The sequence below is a fragment of the Streptacidiphilus rugosus AM-16 genome (assembly GCF_000744655.1).
GTDB lineage: Bacteria > Actinomycetota > Actinomycetes > Streptomycetales > Streptomycetaceae > Streptacidiphilus > Streptacidiphilus rugosus.
On the sequence record NZ_JQMJ01000001.1, the window covers coordinates 172,661 to 191,226 of the forward strand.

An 18,566-nucleotide genomic window follows, 5' to 3' on the forward strand; every position below is an offset into this window, starting at 1 on the left:
ACGGGGTCAGGGCGTGGGGACGCCGTTCGCGGGTGCCGGCGCGAGTGGAGCGGTATAGGGCACGGCGGGCCCGTTGCCGCTCGGGCTGCACGGTCAGGGTGAGGGGTGTTGACGAGTAGGTCTGGCCTGCGATCTCGCAGGCCGTTGAAGATCGCTTCCCGTGTCCGTGGAGATCGCTACCCGGCAGGAAATCGACTGGGCGCCCCGATCGAGTGTCGGTATCGTGCCGGGAACGACGAGGGGGGTGGGCTGGTGCGCCCGGTGCTGCTGATTGATGTGGACTTTACCGACCGCTGAATCCGTAAGCCACGAAGCCGCACCGGCGGCCCGAGGGCTACGAGACGCACCGGCTGGTCACGCCGCGGTGGGAGGCCGCCGAGCGTCGGCGCCTGAACGAGTGGGGACTGCCGAACAAGCGGGTCAAGCCGCTGCGTGTGTGGCTCAACCCGGACCACGGGCGCGCGCTGGCCGCGCTGCCGTTCGAGCTGGTGTGGGCCACGACCTGGGAGGAGGAAGCCAACGATTTCGTCGCGCCGGTCCTGGGCTTGCCTGCTCTGCCGTTCATCCCGTGGCCGGTACCTCGGCCGACGCCTGGGGACGGCGTGTTCTGGAAGACGCCGGGGATCGTGGCGTGGGCCGGTGGCCGCTCCTTCGCGTGGCTCGACGACGAGATCACCGAGGCGGATCGCGTCTGGGCAGCTGAGCACCATGAGGGCCGCGCGCTGCTTCACCGGGTTGACCCGCGCTTCGGGCCGAGCCCGGACGACTTCGCGCTGCTGTCGGATTGGGCGGCGAGCCTGGACTGAGCACGCGGTTGACCGCCCGTGGTTCGACTGTGATCGTTTCCCGGCGCCTCAACCGTGCCGGCGGCGCGGCTCGACGTGGATGATGGCGCGGTGACGAACATCAGCGATGCCCACGTTAAGGTCCACTTCCGGCTGGAGGTGGACGAGGATGGGTGCCCTCCGGCGAGTGTCGAGAGCCTGTGGGCCGTGGACCTCGGCGACGGGACGGTACGCCTCGACGACACTCCCTGGTTCGTGCGCGGGGTCGCCAGCGACGACATCATCCGTGTCGAGGTCGACGAGGATGGCGTGCGCTGGACCGGGGAGACCGTGCTCGCCTCTGAGAACTGCACCATCCGATTGATCGTGCGGAAAGATGGCGGATCGGAGGCTGCCCGGCAGACGGTGCTTGAGACCTTTCATCGGCTCGGCACAACTGGCGAGGGCATCGAACAGTTCCGTATGGTCGCGCTGGACGTCCCACCGACGGCGAACCTGCCGAAGATCCGCAGACTGCTGGATCACGGCGAGACGAAGGGTTGGTGGCATTGGGAGGAAGGGTGCGTCACCGCAGCCTGGAGGGACACGGCCTCTGACTGAGTTGATGACCGGAAGGTTCGGCTGAGCCTCGCCCTTCAGCGGACGAGTTGATCCCGCCGCACCGTGAACTCGTCGCGTCCGTCTGGCGACATGACGCCATGCGGTGAGGTGGAGACAGTGATGATCTCGTCGTCCTCCGGAATATCGTGACCTTCGCGGACCACGCAGGCGACGGTGACCTCCATCGGATACTCCGAATCTGGGCCGAGTTCGTCCAGGGCCGCGAAGATCGGGGGCTTGTCGAAGAGCGACCAGCGTTGTCCCGCCGCGTCCGTGAACTGAACCTCCACTCAACCGGGCCATGGCTCATCGTTCACCCAACGAACCGCCTCGCATCGCAACGCAACTCAGCCATCCGAATTGGCTCCTCCATCTGGCCCTCCGCTCGGCGCCCGCGCATCGCGGACAGGGATGCGCGATGTCGATCGAGATCAACTGCGAGGATGGTGACCGGCAGCTCCTGCCCTTCCACGACCGGCTCGACCGGAAGGTCTTCCAGACGGACGAGTCCTTCGACGCAGTCGGCGATGCGGACGAAGGCGCCGATCGGGGCGAGCTTGGTGACCTGGCCGGTGACGGCCTGGCCGATCCTGTTGGCGAACGGCGGGAGCAGGTCGGCGTGGTCGTCCCACTCGGTGAGCTTGATCCCACCTGGTGGTTGTGGTCGGCATGCCACAGCACGCGTCCGGTGACGCGGGTGCCGACTGGTGGGAGTTCCATACAGCGGGGGCATGGCTGTGATCTTGGCCAGGCCGATGGCCTCGGGGTGATTGTCGATGGTGAGGAAGACACCGAAGGGCTGTCGGCCCGTGCCTGAACCCGCAGCTGGCCCCACCCTCCCGGCTTGACACGGCTCCAGGGCAAAACGGGATCACGACCACTTCCGGCCTGCACTGGCCCCACTGCTGACCAGGATCGACGGGCCCAAGTGGGGCCGGCTCAAGCCGGAATCGAACACTCACGTGAGTCCACACGGAACCGGTTCAGGTGGGGCCAGGAGCGCCGGTAACGCCACGCCTTGGCGTAGCGGTGCGAAGGCTTGTCCGAATCCTGCGGCCGAACTGGTCCCCAGGCACACTGGAGCGTATGGGCCGCGGAAAGTCCCGTCTGCGGCAGGTGCCGGGACCGGCCAGGGCGGGGCGGTACCGGGCGAAGGAAGAACCCGCTGACGTCCGCGACCTGGAGCGCGGCCCATCTGCCGCGAAGGACCGCCATCGCTTCAAGCTGCGCCTGTGGCACAAGCTCGCGGCGATCGCCTTCGCTTTCATCGTCCCGCTCGCGCTGGCGACGTCCTTTCTGGTCAACCAGGAGAACTCCGGTACGCGCTTCGCTCAGAACGAGTTGCACGGCACGCAATACCTGAGACCTCTCAGTGCCCTGCTTGTGGACCTTGCAAACTACCGGAGCCTCGGGGTGCGGGCCGTCCAGGGAGAACCTGCGTCGGCGCAGCAGACCACTGCCTTGACCGAAGCCATTGACAACGACATGGCGCAGCTGACCCGCATCGATGCCCAGTTGCAGCATGCGCTCAAGACCGCGCCCGGTACTCAAGGCGTGATCCTGCCTGCGGCACTCAGCGCGGAGTGGCAGACCCTGAAAGCCATGACACCCGCAGAAGCCGAACGGTTGGGTGCAGCGGGTTCGCTGATCGGCGACGTGCTGCAGCTGGGCGCTTATGTCGGCGACCGGTCGAACCTGATCCTGGACCCCCAGATCGACACGTACTACACGATGACCGGGCTGCTGCTGTCGGAGCCTCCACTGGTCAACCAGATCGCCCAGCTCGGCGACACCGTGGCCGGTCTGCAACGGGTGGGGACCGTCAGCGGCATCGAACGGAACGACCTCATTCACGCCACCGGCCTGCTGACCCAGCAGCTCGCCCAGTTGCAGGACTCGCTACAACGGGCCTTCGCCGGCACGGCCTCCTACAACCACGACGACGCGCTCTTGCCCACCCTCGGGCCGCTCCTGGACAATGCGAGCGGCACCGTCACCGCGCTGGTCAATGCCACGACGGCTCCTGGCAGCAATGTGCCGCCGGCCTCGTACCAGGCGCTGGTCACCGACTCGCTGCAGGCCAACACACAACTGTGGCAAGCGATGTTCGACCAGGAAGACCACATGCTGAGGACCCGCATCGCCGCGATCCAGCAGCAGACCACGGAGTTGCTGGCGAGCATCGGCGCGGCTCTCGCTCTGATCGTGGTCCTCACCACGCTCATCTCCCGCCGGATCGCCCGCAGCCTGTCCAGCGTCGCGGCTGCCGCCGACGCGCTGGCGGGGGGCGACCTCGACCGCAGAGCCAAAGTGGCCAGCCGCGACGAGGTCGGGAGAGTGGCCGCGGCGTTCAACACCATGGCCGACCGGCTGCAGCAGAGCTACGCGGCTGTCGAGGACAAGGTGCGCGTGCGCACCCGGGAACTGCGATTGCGCACGAGATCGCTGGCGCTGCTCCAGGGTGTCGCGACCGCCGCGAACGAAGCCGCTACCTGGAACGAGGCCTTGGAGACCGGCCTGCGCCTGATCGCCGAACACATGAAATGGCGGGCCGGGCATGCCTTCGTCGTCGTGACCTCCAACGACAGCGCCCAGGGCAAGGCCCTGGAGCCCTCTCCGGTGTGGTACCTGAGCCGGGGTACCGAGCTGGGATGGGACGCGGACCGCCCCGGCACCCAGCAGCCCTCGCAGCTGGCCCATGAGGCACTGGCCACCGGCCAGGCTCTGGGGCCCGTGGCCTGTGTCCGACGGGCCGGCTCAGCCGAGCCGCCCACAGTGGCCGACGACCTTGTCGGGGTCGTCGTCTTTCCGGTGATTGCCCGCCGGGAGGTCGCCGCGGTCCTTGAGTTCTTCACCAGTGACCTCACCGCCCCGGACGCCTCCACAATGGCGCTGATCACCGACCTGGCCGGTCAGCTGGGCCGGGTGCGCGAGCGTGAGGAAGCCGCCACCGCGCTGCAACGCTCCAACGCCGCCCTGCAACGCTCCAAGGAGGCGGCCGAAGCCGCCAACCGCGCCAAGAGCGCATTCCTGGCGAACATGAGCCATGAAATACGAACTCCCATGAACGCGGTCATCGGCATGACCGAACTGCTCCTGGACACGACCCTCGACGACGAGCAGAGGAACCTGGCGAAGATCACTCAGGACAGCGCAGAGAACCTTCTCGCGATCATCAACGACATCCTCGACATCTCGAAGACCGAAGCGGGGAGAATCGAGCTCGAGGACGAGCCGATCGACCTTGATCAGTGCATCGAATCAGCATTCGATGTCGTCGCCGCAAAGGCAGCGAGCAAGACCGACCTGGACCTCTCCTATCTCATCGACCAGGACGTCCCCGGCGAGATCATGGGCGACAGAGTCAGGCTCCGACAGATCCTGATCAACCTCCTCGGAAACGCGGTCAAGTTCACCGAGGCCGGCGAGGTCGCCCTGCGTGTCCTTCGGGCCCCCGCGCAGACGGCGGACGGTGAGAGCGCCGCCCTTGGGGCCCCCGACGACTTCGCGCTCCAGTTCTCCATCCGGGACACCGGCATCGGGATACCCGAAAACCACATCGGCCACCTGTTCCAGCCCTTCGAGCAACTCGACAGCTCGACCACCCGCCGTTTCGGCGGCACCGGACTGGGACTGGCGATCAGTAGCCGACTCGCGTCAACGATGGGCGGCACCATCTGGGCCGAGAGCGAAGTCGGCCGGGGCTCCACATTCCACTTCACCATCACCACTCGCGCCGCCCACGACGAGTCAGGGACGGACCTACCGCAGCCTGCCACGGAACTGCGTGGCAAGCATCTGCTGGCCGTCGACGACAACCCGACTCACCGCCTGATCCTGAGGTTGATCGGCGAGTCGTGGGGAATGGCCGTCCGTTGCACCGGAGAGCCCCACGAGGCCCTCGAATGGATCCGGCGCGGCGACCCCTGCGACATCGCGGTCCTCGACCTGCGGATGCCCGGCATGGACGGCATCGCACTTGCCCGGGAAATCCGCCGGCACCGGGATGCCGGCGCCCTGCCCCTGGTGCTGCTCACCTCCATCGGCCCGCAGCCCCGGGAGCAGGAGTTGACGTACTTCTCCGCCCGTCACACCAAGCCCATCCGAGCCGCCGCCCTCTACGCCAGCTTGCGCAGCGCCCTGGGGCAGCCCGAGGAAACCGCTCCGGCCCAGGCGCCACGCCACGCTGCCGGCGTTCCGCCCAACCCCTTGCGGATCCTGATCGCCGAGGACAACGCCATCAATTCCCAGCTGACCTTGCGCATGCTGGGCAAGAGTGGCTATTCGGCGGACGCGGTCACCAACGGCGCCGAGGCAGTCGAGGCGCTGCGACGAAGTTCTTACGATGTCATCCTGATGGACGTTCACATGCCAGTGATGAACGGCCTGGAGGCAACCCGGGTCATACACCGGGAATGGCCGACCGGCCAGCGACCGCGCATCATAGCCCTGACCGCGAGTGCGATGCGCGAGGACCAGGAAGCCTGCAAGGCGGCAGGTATGGACGACTACCTGACCAAGCCCCTGCACCTGGCCGCCCTGTCCGCCGCCCTCGCCCAGTCCGCGCCGCGCCCCCTCGACCGATTGACCCAGGCAGTCGACCCGGCCGTAGACCAGGCACCCGTCGTCCTCAACCCACAGGCCGTGCGGGACCTGAGCGCATCGCTGGACAAACCGTTCGCGCTCGGCTTGATCGACGCGTTCCTCAAGGACTCTCCCCAGCTGATCACCGGTCTGTCCAAGGGCATCAGGGATGGAGACGTTCAGCTGGCGAGGAGGGCGGCACACACGCTGAAATCGAACAGCGAAACGTTCGGCCTAGAACAACTGGCCCCGCTCTGCCAGACCCTGGAGGACCTCACCGCCGCAGGCGACCTCGCCGCGGCCGCCGAAGCCGCCGAAGCCGTCGAGACTGCTTACCGTGCGGCCCGCCAGGCCCTCGCTGCCCTGCAGGGAGAACTTCTCAGCGAGACAGGGCGCAGCCCCAACAAGTGACCCCTCCCAGGGGCGACGTCGTGGGCTTGGCATGTCGCACGACTCCTGGGTGCTCGTGGACCCGGGTTGGTGGGGACCTTGCGCGGGGCGGTTCAGCCGGAGAACCAGGCTCGGCGGAATTCGTATCCGCTCAGCGGGATGCCGCTCCTGTGGGGGACGAAGCCGTGGAGTTTCGTGGTGTGGGCGCCGATCTGGTTGAGGAAGCTCCAGATGATGTAGCCGCCGCGGTCGTATTCGATCTGCTGGGCCTGATGCAGCAGGTTCGTGCGGGTGTTCTGGTCGACGGTGGCGCGTGCCCGGGTGACGAGGCTGGTGTAGGTCGGATCGTTCCAGTGGGTCTCGTTGAACGGCGAGCCGGGCAGGGTTCCCGCCTCGGTCTGGAGGAGGTAGTTGCGGGTGAGGTAGAAGTCCTGGGCGAAGGGCCATTTTAGGTAGTTGTCGCCGTAGAAGACGCCGGGGTCGACCTCGCGGACGTGGACGGTGATGCCGGCGGCGGCGGCTTGCTGGGCGAAGAGGTGGGCGGATTCCACGAGTCCGGTGGCGACGGGTGCGGTGACGAGTTCGACGGTGAGGCTTTCATGTCCGGCTTGTTTGAGGAGGTTTTTGGCTTCGGTGATGTCCTGGTGTCGTTGGGGGGCGGTGGAGAGGTAGGCGGGGTCGTAGCGGGCGTAGAGGTCGTTGGCGGCTACTCCGTGGCTGCCGAGGACTTGGTGCACCATCTGGTCGCGGTCCACGACCAGGCGGAATGCCTGGCGGACGCGTTGGTCGTTGAAGGGTGGGGTGTCCACGCGCATGGTGAAGGGGATCCAGGCGCCGGTTTGGGATTCCAGTACGTGCAGGTCGGGTCGGGGGGTGATGGTGTCGACCTGTCCGATGGGGAGTTGGTCGATCGCGTCGAGCTTTCCGGCGAGTAGGGCGTTGACGCGGGTGGTGTCGTCGGGGTAGTCGATGATGGTGACCTGGTCGACGTACGGCTCGCCGGGACGCCAGTAGTGGTTGTTGCGCAGGAAGACGCTCTGCTGGCCGGGGGTGAAGCTGGAGTAGGTGAACGGGCCGGTGCCCACCGGGTGCCGGGGGTCGTAGCCCACCGGCACGATCCCGGTATCGTAGACGGCAAGGGCTTCAGGCAAGGTCACGTCGGGGCGTTTGAGGTTCAGCTGCAGGGTCAGCGAGTCGAGGATCTGGATGTTGTTCGGGTCGACCGCGGACAGGGCCTGTGCGGCGTTCTTGGGGGCGGCCGGGTCGACGATCCGGCGCAGTGTGTAGACGACGTCGTCGGCGGTGACGGGCTTGCCGCTATGGAACTCCAGCCCGGACTTCAGTCTGATCGTCCACGCCCTGGCGTCGAGGGACGGCTGGATCGATTCGGCCAGCGCGAACTCGACTTCGTAGTTCGCGTTGTAGACGGCCAGGCTGTCGTACAACTGGATCACGCGGGCGATGTCCGGGTAGGACACGGTGGCGTGCGCGTCGACCACGTCCGCGGTCGACCCGCCGGTCACACCCACCCGCAGACTCCCACCCCGATGCGGCGGGCCACCGCTGGCCCCTCCGGTGGGAGCGTGGGAGGTGCATCCGGCTGTCAACCAGCCGGCGCCGATCAGCGCGGTTGCGCCGACGCCCATGCGCAGTACCTCCCGCCGATGCAGGCCAGGGGCCGGATCCGGCACGTGACTCACCTCGCTTAGCATGATGAACCCCGACATTTGAGAATCGAGGCCATGATCCCGCCCGACGAAGAGTCCGGGGAGCAGGCGCGCGGCGCACGCGACGCGAGAGTGCGGTGGCTCGTGGCGGCGCTTGGACCGAACCTGCTGGCGGCCCCAGGCGGCGTTCCGGATCTGCTCACGGGGCGGGCACGGCCATGGCCCCTGGACCGAGCGCTCTGGCGGCGGACGTCCCACCGGCGGCCATCGACGGCATCGATCCGGCCCTGGGCGCGGGCCCGCTCGTCTCCCGACTTTCCGGGACCGGCAAACCTGGCAGTTGTCTGACGCGTGACGCGTGACAACACGGCGGGCCCCGCACTGCACCCGCAAGGCTGGCCGATCGTGCATGAGGGGCCCGCCGTACCCAAGGAGACTGCTGTGCTCCAGGACAGCTCGCAGAGGACAGGGGCAGACCGTGGCCACAGCACCCGAAGATCAGACAGCGCCGACCACACCGACGAACGGCCAGGGTGCACACAGCGCGCCGGGCACCGTCGTCCGCCGTGCCTGGGAACTGGTCTGCCTCCTGTTGCCTGCGGTGGCGCTCGCCGTGCGGCACCGCGTCGTCACCGCTGTGCCGTGGGTTGTTCGGCGGCTGGCGAGCATGCTCCACGGACTGCGGCCCGGACCGCAGCTGAGAGCGCGAGGAAGGGCGGAGCGGGGAGCTGTCGTGTCACGACGCTTGCGCCGCCCTGCCGAGGGCCGCGCGCGGAGGAAGCATGCGCTACGACGGATTGTCTCGGCGAAGCTGAGCGTGCTCCTGGTCGCCGGTGCGAGCGTCGTCGCACTGCAGGCAGCCCAGCCGGCGCACGCCGCCACCCCGCCGCCAGATCTCCTTCTGGCGGGTCATTACGTTTTCGCCGCCGACACCAACTATAACATTGCCGTGTTCAACGCTGACACCGGCAAGCCAGTCACGCAAGTGAGTGTGCCAAACGTTGTCACCGGAGGTTCTCAATTCGCTCTGAAGCTGGCCGCCCCAGTGAATGGAATTGGCGATACCCTCTACATAGGCGAGACGGGCACTTGCAACGCCTATGAAATGAACGTGTACAATCTGGCGATCACACAGGTCAGTCTGCCAAATGCGCCGATTGGGACGCCATGTAACATCACTGGTGTGGCCACCGATAAGAGAGACACTGGCTACTTTGCCGCCTACTATGCTGGTGGCGGAAATGACCCGCTGGCCTCGGGGACGGCTGCAGTAACGAAAGTCAACGGGTCGAATGCAACACTGATGCCCGTGCCGGGTAACAGCGCGGGTGACATTTGCATCAATGACCCCGGCGCCACTCCATTTGCCTATGTGGGTGACAGGTTCACTGGTGATGTTTATGAGCTGAACGTCGTCAATTCGACCTTTCAGACAATTTCCACCGGAATGCTCCATATCGCTTGCGACGGAAATTCCAAAGTATATTTCACGACATCCGGTCCGGCATTGTACTTTTTCCATAGCCCTTTCATGGCACCGCCGTCACCGCTGCCCGATTCTTTTGCTTTCTCCAAATACACAGACTTGCAGGCCGGCTTCGTTCCGGGTGCCATGACAGCTATTGGCAGTACGGTTTACATGGCTGACAATGCTCGCGCGGATGGCCTGGTCGCAATTCCCGGGCAATATTCGACTTTCCCGATGGCCCAATCGGATGGTGCGGGTTCCTCGCAGGATACCGGCACTACATGGTTTGCCGGCACCTCCAATGCGGTCCCCTTGAACGACTATCTCACCTCAATCGACAAAAATGGCAATGTTAAATACTTTGATGCCGGAACCTCGACCCCTCTCACAGACGTGGCCGCAGCAACCCTAGGCGATGCTGCTGTGGGAGAGCTTGTGGGAAACAACCAATCGGCCGCGATAGGTGCGACCTACAAGAATTCGCTCCAGGTGCAAGTGGCGGACCCCCCGAGCGTAGACGGTGTAGCAGCTCATCCCCTGGCTGGCGTCTCCGTGACATTCAGCTCGACGAATGGTGTCATGTTCCCCGATCCGGAAAACCCTGGCGGGCCGCCGGTCGCATCCGTGACGGTACAATCCGACTCGAGCGGGATCGCTTCGACGCCTGCCATAGCATCCACGTCGCCGGGGAATGACACCGTTCAGATCGCAATTACGGACCAGGGCAGCTCTAGGCGATTTCTCAATTATTCACTGACGGCCCTTGACGTGTCCTCGTTGACAGCGCTTCGCCCGCTGTCGGGGAATCTCTTGCAGACGAAGATCGGCACCCCCTTCGGCCCGGGTCCGTCCGTGGTGCTCAAGGACTCGCAGGGAGATGGCATCCCCAACTACCCTGTTACTTTCACTGCCCCTCCCTCGGGTGCCTCTGGAACATTTTCCAACGGCCAGACGTCGATCACGGTAAACACTAGCCTCGGTGGTGTGGCCTCTCCTACGTTCACGGCAAACGCTGCTGTCGGCGACTATTCCATCAATGTTTCTGCTGTAACAAAAGCGGCGCCGGTTCAGACGCTGACAACGGCTCTTGACATGCGGAACCTGGTCGCTGCCCCCGCCAACATCAACCCTGTCTCCGGCTCCGGTCAGACCGTTCAGGTCAACACCGCATTCTCGAAGCTGGAGGTAGAAGTTACGGACAGCGGAGGGAACCCCGTCTCCGGAGTGAACGTCAGCTTCAAGGCGCAGCCGTCACAGAACAGCCCGGGGGCCTCGGCGACTTTCGCCACGTCGCCCACCGGGATCGCCACCAATGCGAATGGGCTGGCGTGGTCTCCGAACCTGACGGCGAACAGTGTGGCTGGCGAGTACCAGGTCACAGCAAGTGTCGACGGCACGTCTATCCAGACTGCCTTCGATCTGACCAACGCGCCGGGAGGGGCGAGCAGCCTGAAATCGACCGACACCCTCAACGGGAGCGCAAGTGCGACGGTCGGTAGTCCGTTCCCAGAGATGCAGGTCCAGGAGACCGACAGCTCAGGCAACCCGGTGCCGAACAGGAGCATCAACGTCACCATCACACCCGCCTCGGATGGGGCCTCGGCCAGCTTCGGTCAGTCCGGTGCGCTCTCCGAGACGCTCACGACGAATGCCAACGGGACCGTCGACACCTCGTCGTCACCCGTCTTCGCCAACGCCAAGCCCTCCCAGCCCAACACCCATTACCAGTTGACCTTCAAGGACGCCAAGGACAGCTCGCTGACCGCCGTCACTTACAACTTGACCAACGTCGTCGGCCCGCCGACACAGCTGGTCCCCCAGGGCGGCTCATCGCCGCAGTCCACGAAGATCGATCAGCCCTACACGAAGCCCGTCGCGGCCGTCGTGGAGGACAAGTTCGGCAACCCCATCGGAGGCGTGCAAGTGCTGTTCAGCGCGCCCGGCGCGAGCTCTTCGGGCTCCTTCGGTACTGCGGGCGCCCAATGCGTGGCGACAAGCGGCACGGACGGCGTGGCGGACGCGGGAACATTCACCGCCAACGACACAGCCGGCCAGTATGTGGTCAATGCCGTGACCACCACGACGACTTCCACCAACGGGATCCCGGGCTGCGCGTCCGGCGACACCGGAGGGTCACTCCTTCCGCCGCAACCCCTGTCCACCTCGTTCACGCTGACCAACCTCCATGGCGATGCGACGTATCTGAAGGTGGTGTCGGGATCAGCCCAGTCGCCCGCAGTGGGCACGACCTTCGCTGACCCGTTGCAGGTCCAGGTGACAGACGCGCACAGCAACCCGGTCCCGGGCGTCGCGGTGGAGTTCACGACCCCGACCAGCAGCGCATCCGCCACCTGGACGAACGTGCCGCAAGGGGTTACAGCCAAGAGCCCGAACGACATCGTGGTCACCACGGACAGCAACGGGATGGCGACCACGCCGCTGCCGCAAGCCAATGGCATCGCAGGCCAGTACCAGGCTTTCGCCACCATGCCGACCGGCACGGTGACGACGGCGACATTCCAGCTCGCGAACTCGCCCGGTTCTGTCGCCACATTCCAGGCGGTCTCGCCGACCAATCCCCAGCAGGAGTCGACACCAGCGGGGACGGCGTTCGCCAAGCCGTTCACCGTTCACGTCGCGGACCTCAGCGGAAACCCGGTCCAGACCTCGGTCGCCTTCACGATCAAGCCTGATGCGGCGAGCGGGGCGTCGGCAACGTTCGGGAACGTGCTCGGCTCGACCACCATCCTGGTCCCGACCGACACCAAGGGGAACGCCAGTGTCGCCACCACCTCTTCGTCGGCGGACGCCGTGCTGGCGAACCAGTTCGCCGGCACCTACACCCTCGAAGCCACCGTCGGTGGCGCCACGCCCGTCGACTTCCAGCTCACCAACACAGCAGGGACCGCCGCGAATCTGGCCAAGGTGTCCGGCGACCAGCAGACGGTCCAGGTCGGAAATGCCTTCGGCGCCCTCACCGTCAAGGTCACCGACGCCAACACCAACTCGGTCGGCGCGGGCGTCCCGGTGACGTTCACCGTCCAGCCCGCCACCAGCGGCAATGCCGGGGCCACGTTCCCGGGCAGCACCCCCACCACCTTCCAGACCATCACCACCGCCAGCGGAGAGGCCTCCACCGCCGATTCCACCAGCTCCAGCAGTCCGGGGCTGCTGACTGCCAACGCGACGGCCGGCACTTACACCGTGAAGGTCACCGCCGGCAGCGCCCAGCCCGTCATCTTCACCCTGACCAACCAGGCAGGCGCGGTCGGTGGCATCACCAAGGAGTCCGTCGACCCGCAGACGGTCAAGGTCGGCCAGCCCCTGGCCGCACTGAAGGTCCAGGTCACCGACGGCACGAACCCGGTCGGCGCGAACGTCCCGGTGACGTTCACCGTCCAGCCCGCCACCAACGGCAATGCCGGGGCCACGTTCCCGGGCAGCACCCCCACCACCTTCCAGACCACCACCAACACCAATGGAGAGGCCTCCACCGCCGACCCCACCAGCTCCAGCAGCCCGGGCCTGCTGACCGCGAACACCACCGCGGGCACCTACACCGTCCAGGTCGCCGCCACCGGCGCCCAGCCCGTCACCTTCACCGTGACCAACCAGGCCGGGGCAGCCGCCACCGTGGTGATCACCAATCCGGCCGGCGGAAACGCCGCTGCCACGGTCGGTGCCGCGTTCGCCCCGCTCTCCGTGCAGGTCACCGACCAGTACAGCAACCCCGTGGCTGACGGTGTGTCGGTGAAGTTCCAAGTCCAGCAGAGCCTGACCGCGGGTTCCGCGGCCACGGCTACCTTCCCCGGCGCCACGGCGGGCACGACCAGCGACACCTTCACGACGACCACCGCCAACGGTGTCGCCAGCACCGGAAGCGGCGCGGGCGTCCTGACAGCCAGTGACAAGACCGGCAGCTACCCGCTTGAAGTCACCGTCAACGGCGCGCAGCCGGCGACCTTCACCCTCTCCAACACCCCCGACGTCCCCAACGCCGTCGCGCCCCAGGCCGGTGGCGACCAACATGCCACCATCGGCGGCGCTTACACCACCAACCTCGCTGTCCTGGTCACCGACGCCCACGGCAACCCCGTAGCCAAGGGAACCAAGGTCACGTTCACCATCAACCCCGCCACCAACGGGGCCACGGGAACCTTCAGCACCAGCGCGCTCACCCCCGGAGCCGCCGCCGTCATCAGCGGCAGCAACACCACCGGTGCCCAGAGCGTCGCCGACGCCGTAACTGACGACAACGGCGTCGCCACCGCCCCGACGCTCACCGCCAACAGCACCGCCGGCCAGTTCACCGTCACCGCCACGACCGGAACCATCACCCCCGCGGCGAGCTTCACCCTCACCAATGATCCGGCCACAGCCAACCAGATGGTCGTCCATGCCGGTGACCAGCAGCAGACCGCTGTGGGAACCAGCTTCACCACGCCGCTGTCCGTTCTGGTTCAGGACGCGAGCAAGAACCCCGTACCGGGCGTGACCGTCACCTTCACCGCGCCGAGCAGTGGAGCGTCGGGCACCTTCACCACTGCCTCCGGAGCGCAGGCCACTGCTCAGGTCACCACCGGCACCGACGGCATCGCCACGGCCCCCGCCCTGACCGCGAACGCCACCGGCGGCCAGTACACGGTCAAGGCGAGCGCCACCGGCATCACCACGCCCGCCAGCTTCACCCTCGACAACCAGCAACCACCGAGCATCACCAGCAAGGCGAGCACAACCTTCACCTCCGGCACGGCAGCCAGTTTCACCATCACCACGACCGGAACCCCCACTCCGGTCCTGACCAGCACCGGCAACCTCCCCAACGGGGTCACCTTCACCCCCAACAGCACGAACGGCACCGCCACCCTCACCTACAACGGAGGAACAATCGCGGCCGGCACCTTCCCCCTCACCTTCACGGCCACCAACGCCGCAGGACACACGACCCAGAGCTTCACACTCACCGTCTCGGCCCCTACGAAGAACAACAACACCACTAACAACAACAAGAGCAACGGGCCGACGCCCAACCAGAAGGACTCCACCACCAACAACACAACGTCCAATCCCGCCGCCAAGGGGTCCGGCAACCCCACCCCGGGGAACAGCTCGACCAGCAGCGGTCCGAGCGGCAACCTGGCTCACACCGGTGCCAGCATCGGAGGTCTCGCGGTCTTCGGCATCGGCCTGATCCTGGGAGGAGTCTTCCTCTATCGCAGGTTCCGCGCCTGAGCGTCATCTCCGGCCTGACATTTCGATAAGCGGGGCCCGGTCGGTGTGATCCGGCCGGGCCCGGCGCTGTCCCCCAGGTTTGCCATGCGAGGCCTGTGCCGTGTTCTGCGGGCACGCCATCTGGCACCGGCCGCAGCATCTGCTTTACCGACACCCACGGCATGGGCGTTTCCCCGGGTTCGTGGACACCGGTTGTCATGCGGCAACGACCAGCGTAGTTGATCGTTGTTCGTAGGTGACCGGGCTGATCTGGCCGAGGCTGGAGTGCCGCCGCCGGGTGTTGTAGCGGGTCACCCACCGGAAGACGGCGAGTCGGGCTTCGCGGGCCCCGTTCCACCGTTTCCGTCCCTGGAGCGTCTCGCGTTTCATGGTCGCGTTGAAGCTCTCCGCGGCGGCGTTGTCCGCGCTGGTGCCCACTGCGCCGCGCGATCTGGTCACGCCGAGCTCCGCGCAGACGTGCGCGAAGTCCCTGGACCCGTACTGGGCCCCGTTGTCGCTGTGGAAAATCGCCCCGCGCAGTCCGGCTGCGCCGCGGGCGGCCGCGGCGGCCCGCAGGGCGTCGGTCACCAGGGACGTGCGCATGTGGTCGGCGATCGACCAGCCCGCCAGCCGTTTCGAGCACAGGTCCAACACCGTGGCCAGGTAAAGGAACTGGCCGCCACCGATGGGCAGGTAGGTTATGTCGCCCACGTACCTGGTGTTCGGCCTGGCCGCGGTGAAGTCACGGTCCAGCAGGTCCGGCACCGGTGTCGCCGACGGCTCGGGGATCGTGGTGCGGACCTTCTTGCGCAGGTGCAGCCCGACGATGCCGAACGTGCGCATCACGCGTTCCACGCGCTTGTGGTTAATCCGGTCCCCGGCATCCCGCAGCTCGGCGGTGACGCGCGGAACCCCGTAGGTCCCGTCCGAGTCGGTGTGGATCCGGGCGATCCGCTCGGCAAGCTCCGCGTCCGCCCTCGCCCGTTCCATGCGCGCGTCCGCGCCGGCCAGCCACCGGTAGAACCCGGACCGCGAGACCTGCATCATCCGGCACAGCCGCTTCACGCCGTAGGCGTCCCGGTGATCCTCGACGAACTGAAAGCGGCTGCTCACCAGCTGGTCTCCCGGGCGAAATACTTCGCGGCCCTGCGCAGGATCTCCCGCTCGAGCTCGAGCTCCTTCACCCGCGCCCGCAGCTGCCGGTTCTCCTTCTCCATCGCGCTCGCCTCACCGGCCCCCGGCCGGGCAGCCGCCTCCGCATCACGCACCCAGATCCGCAGCGTCTCGTGGTTGACGCCCACGTCCTGGGCCACCGACGCGTACGTACCGCCCGGCGTGGCGTGGTACAGCGCGACGGCATCGGCCCTGAACTCAGGGCTGTACTTCGACGTCCCCAACGGGAACTCCTGTTCTACGGATCCTCGCGATCCAATGATCAGGGTGTCCACGACCTGGGGGAAGCGCCCCATGACCGAACTGGCGGAAACCGATGCCGACCAGTCCGGACCGGGCTCCGCGGGCCGGCCGCCGACCTTGGACGGTCCCGGATCCCGGTCGAGCCGGCGGCACTCGAAGTGTTGATCGAACCGCGCGCCCGGTGTCATCTGACCCGCGTCGCGGCCTCTGGAACGCGGACCAGGTCACCTCCATGGGCTGCCCCGTGGCCTCGAGGGTCTCTCCCGTCTGAGCGCCCGTACCAGGTGCCCGGCGTCGCCGCAAAATGAAAAGGGCCCGGCCTGATCCAGGAGCACCTGGATCAGGCCGGGCCTTCGTGGCGCGGCCGGGCGTTCAGATCAGTCCCTCCCGCAGCGCGTAGGCCACTGCCTGGGAGCGGTTCTTCAGCTGGAAGCGGCTGGTGATGTCGTGCAGCACATTCTTGACCGTGCGCTCGGAGTAGCAAAGCTTCTGCGCGATCTCACGGGTGTCGAAGCCGTCCGCGACCAGACGCAGTACCTCCACCTCCCGGTTGGACAGACCGGTGAGGTGCATGTCCATGGGGGAGAGGACCTGGCGCTGCAGTCGGCCCACCTGCTGCAGGAGGCGGCCCAGGAGGTCGGGGGGCAGGGTGCCCTCGCCCGCCGCGGTGCTCACGATGAGCTGGGCCAGGCGCCCGGCAGTCGCCTCCGAGCGGCGGACGACGGCGCACACGCCCACCTCCACCACACTGAGCAGTCCGGCCTCGTCCAGGGCCCCGATGACCAGGATGATGCGACGGCAGCCGCGTCGGCTGAGGCTGCGCAGGGTGCGCATGGTGTCCTCGGTGAGGGCATCGGCGGCTTCGATGACGACGGTGTGCTCGTCGACTTCCTCATTGCTGACCAGGCTCACCTCGGGCCGCGGGCGCAGAGCGGCCTGAAGTCCGGCTTCAGAGATCGGGTCGACGGCGTGTACGTAAACGGGGATGCGCTGGTTCACCAAAGCTCCTAGTGATCAGGTTGGCCTGGGGGACAAAGCCTCCGGGTGGGTGCCCGCGGTGGCTGTTACTGGTGTCCCTCTTTGTTTGACGCCGCCCGATAGGAGTCGTTGGCCGGTCCCTTTGTTGCGGCTACTTGGAGCATGCCTTGTCGGGTGCCGCCTTGCCCCTAGGGTTCGCCCCTAGCCCTGCCCTAGGATCCGGGGAGCCCTTGCGGGCAGCGACCCTGGGGCGCGCGGTCACCGGAAGGGGGTGCGGCGGGGATGCGGCGACGACCCGGGGGGGCAGCATACCGAGGTCAAACCCCTCGTCCTGGGCGGTTACGGGGCCCGGGACCCGCCAGGAGAAGAGCCGAACAGGCAAGCCCGGCGACGCCCCGGGGTGCAGGCGCGACATCCGAGCAGTGTGCGCGGGCATGACGGGGTTCCTGTGCGACGTCGCCCCAGGGTCCAAAACCGTGCAGACGAGGCCTGCTTGGGTTCAACTCGGCTGAATGGCACTTGTGTTGGGCGGAACGAAGGCGTTCTCCCCACCGCTTGGTGTGCGCGGAAGGACGCCCGAACGGGCAGGAGATGCGACGGCCGGGCAAGGCAGGGGAGACCCCCTTGGAAACCCCGGGCTGGGCGCTGCGACTCACTGAGGGAAAGGACTAGGCGCTATCCCTGGGGCTTTGTGCGGCATACGGCGCGCACGATGAGGTCACGAAGTCGAAGTTCCCATAGAGCCAACCCCTCAGGGGCGGCAAGGATGAGGTGAGTGCCATGCGTCAGCTGCAGATACGAAAGACCCGTTCCTGTGAGCGCCGGGACGACAGGGATGTCGATCTGCGCACCCCCGCCGGTCGGCAGCTGCCGTACTGACCACCCACTGAACTCCTACTAAGCCGCGTAGTAGATCGCCATGACCAGCCTGGAAACCCTGCAGGCCACCGAGTCTGCCACCTGCCGTCCTGTCGCATCCCCGCAGCTGCCTCCGCAGTGGCCCATCCTGATGGCCTTCGCCTCAGGCCCCGGTTGTCAACTGGTCGCACGAGCCGCGGAGGACCTCGTCCGCACGGTCCAGGTCGACCTTCACATCGACCGGGTCTGCGCCGGCATCCGCCGCAATGGTGGACAGGTCACCTATTTCACCCTCAACCGCTACCTGCACGGCCTGCTGGACCTTGCCTGGTCCAACGGCTGGATGCCCGCGGAGGTCGATCTCTCACTGGGCCAGGGTTCCCCGGCAGCCGCCCCGTCCGACTGCCCCGACAGCGCGGAGGATCGCACGGAATGGGTCGCACTGCGCCTCACCGCCGTGTGCCGCCTGGCCACCGACCCGAAGGCGATGCCCAGCCCCGTCGCCCCCAACCTCATGGACCTGTGCTTGGAACCGTGACGGCCTTGACGCGCACGGGAGCATGAACCTCCTCCCACGTGGCCCGCCCGGCGTTCGACGCCCAGCTCCGT

The 18,566-nt window shown here is 66.8% G+C and carries 9 protein-coding genes and 1 pseudogene; 5 read left to right on the forward strand and 5 right to left on the reverse strand.

The window, feature by feature from the left end; all coding sequences use genetic code 11:
* Window positions 1–249 precede the first annotated feature (249 nt).
* Window positions 250–806: pseudogene (locus BS83_RS00810) on the forward strand (hypothetical protein).
* Window positions 807–896: 90 nt separating this feature from the next.
* On the forward strand, window positions 897–1,385 hold the full coding sequence (locus tag BS83_RS00815) for a DUF4265 domain-containing protein (protein ID WP_037599663.1): 489 nt from the start codon (window positions 897–899) through the stop codon (window positions 1,383–1,385).
* Window positions 1,386–1,420: 35 nt separating this feature from the next.
* On the opposite strand, the gene BS83_RS00820 is transcribed toward BS83_RS00815, so the two are convergent.
* Window positions 1,421–1,675, reverse strand: a complete 255-nt coding sequence (locus tag BS83_RS00820; protein WP_051942284.1) for a hypothetical protein — start codon at window positions 1,673–1,675, stop codon at window positions 1,421–1,423.
* Window positions 1,676–1,698: 23 nt separating this feature from the next.
* Window positions 1,699–1,914: a hypothetical protein gene (locus BS83_RS46990; RefSeq protein ID WP_232248001.1), complete on the reverse strand. Its 216-nt coding sequence runs from the start codon at window positions 1,912–1,914 to the stop codon at window positions 1,699–1,701.
* A 557-nt stretch (window positions 1,915–2,471) separates the two neighbouring features.
* On the opposite strand from BS83_RS46990, the gene BS83_RS41120 reads away from it, so the two are divergent.
* Entirely contained in the window at window positions 2,472–6,380 is a 3,909-nt protein-coding gene (locus BS83_RS41120) for a hybrid sensor histidine kinase/response regulator (protein WP_051942286.1), read from the forward strand.
* Window positions 6,381–6,472: 92 nt separating this feature from the next.
* Here BS83_RS41120 and BS83_RS00835 read toward each other — a convergent pair whose 3' ends face one another.
* Window positions 6,473–7,888, reverse strand: a complete 1,416-nt coding sequence (locus tag BS83_RS00835; RefSeq protein ID WP_198035077.1) for an ABC transporter substrate-binding protein — start codon at window positions 7,886–7,888, stop codon at window positions 6,473–6,475.
* Window positions 7,889–8,843: 955 nt separating this feature from the next.
* Between BS83_RS00835 and BS83_RS44765 the strand changes: the two genes are divergently transcribed.
* Window positions 8,844–14,726 (forward strand): beta strand repeat-containing protein, encoded by a 5,883-nt coding sequence (locus BS83_RS44765; RefSeq protein WP_157596677.1) that lies wholly within the window; start codon window positions 8,844–8,846, stop codon window positions 14,724–14,726.
* 195 nt (window positions 14,727–14,921) lie between these two features.
* On the opposite strand, the gene BS83_RS00850 is transcribed toward BS83_RS44765, so the two are convergent.
* A protein-coding gene (locus BS83_RS00850; RefSeq protein ID WP_157596645.1) for an IS3 family transposase occupies window positions 14,922–16,102 on the reverse strand; the annotation gives its coding sequence in 2 pieces (ribosomal slippage) (window positions 14,922–15,832 and window positions 15,832–16,102; 1,182 coding nt in all).
* A 391-nt stretch (window positions 16,103–16,493) separates the two neighbouring features.
* Window positions 16,494–17,120, reverse strand: a complete 627-nt coding sequence (locus BS83_RS00860; protein WP_037599674.1) for a helix-turn-helix transcriptional regulator — start codon at window positions 17,118–17,120, stop codon at window positions 16,494–16,496.
* A gap of 898 nt (window positions 17,121–18,018) precedes the next feature.
* On the opposite strand from BS83_RS00860, the gene BS83_RS00865 reads away from it, so the two are divergent.
* Window positions 18,019–18,495, forward strand: a complete 477-nt coding sequence (locus tag BS83_RS00865; protein ID WP_037599676.1) for a DUF6401 family natural product biosynthesis protein — start codon at window positions 18,019–18,021, stop codon at window positions 18,493–18,495.
* Window positions 18,496–18,566 lie beyond the last annotated feature (71 nt).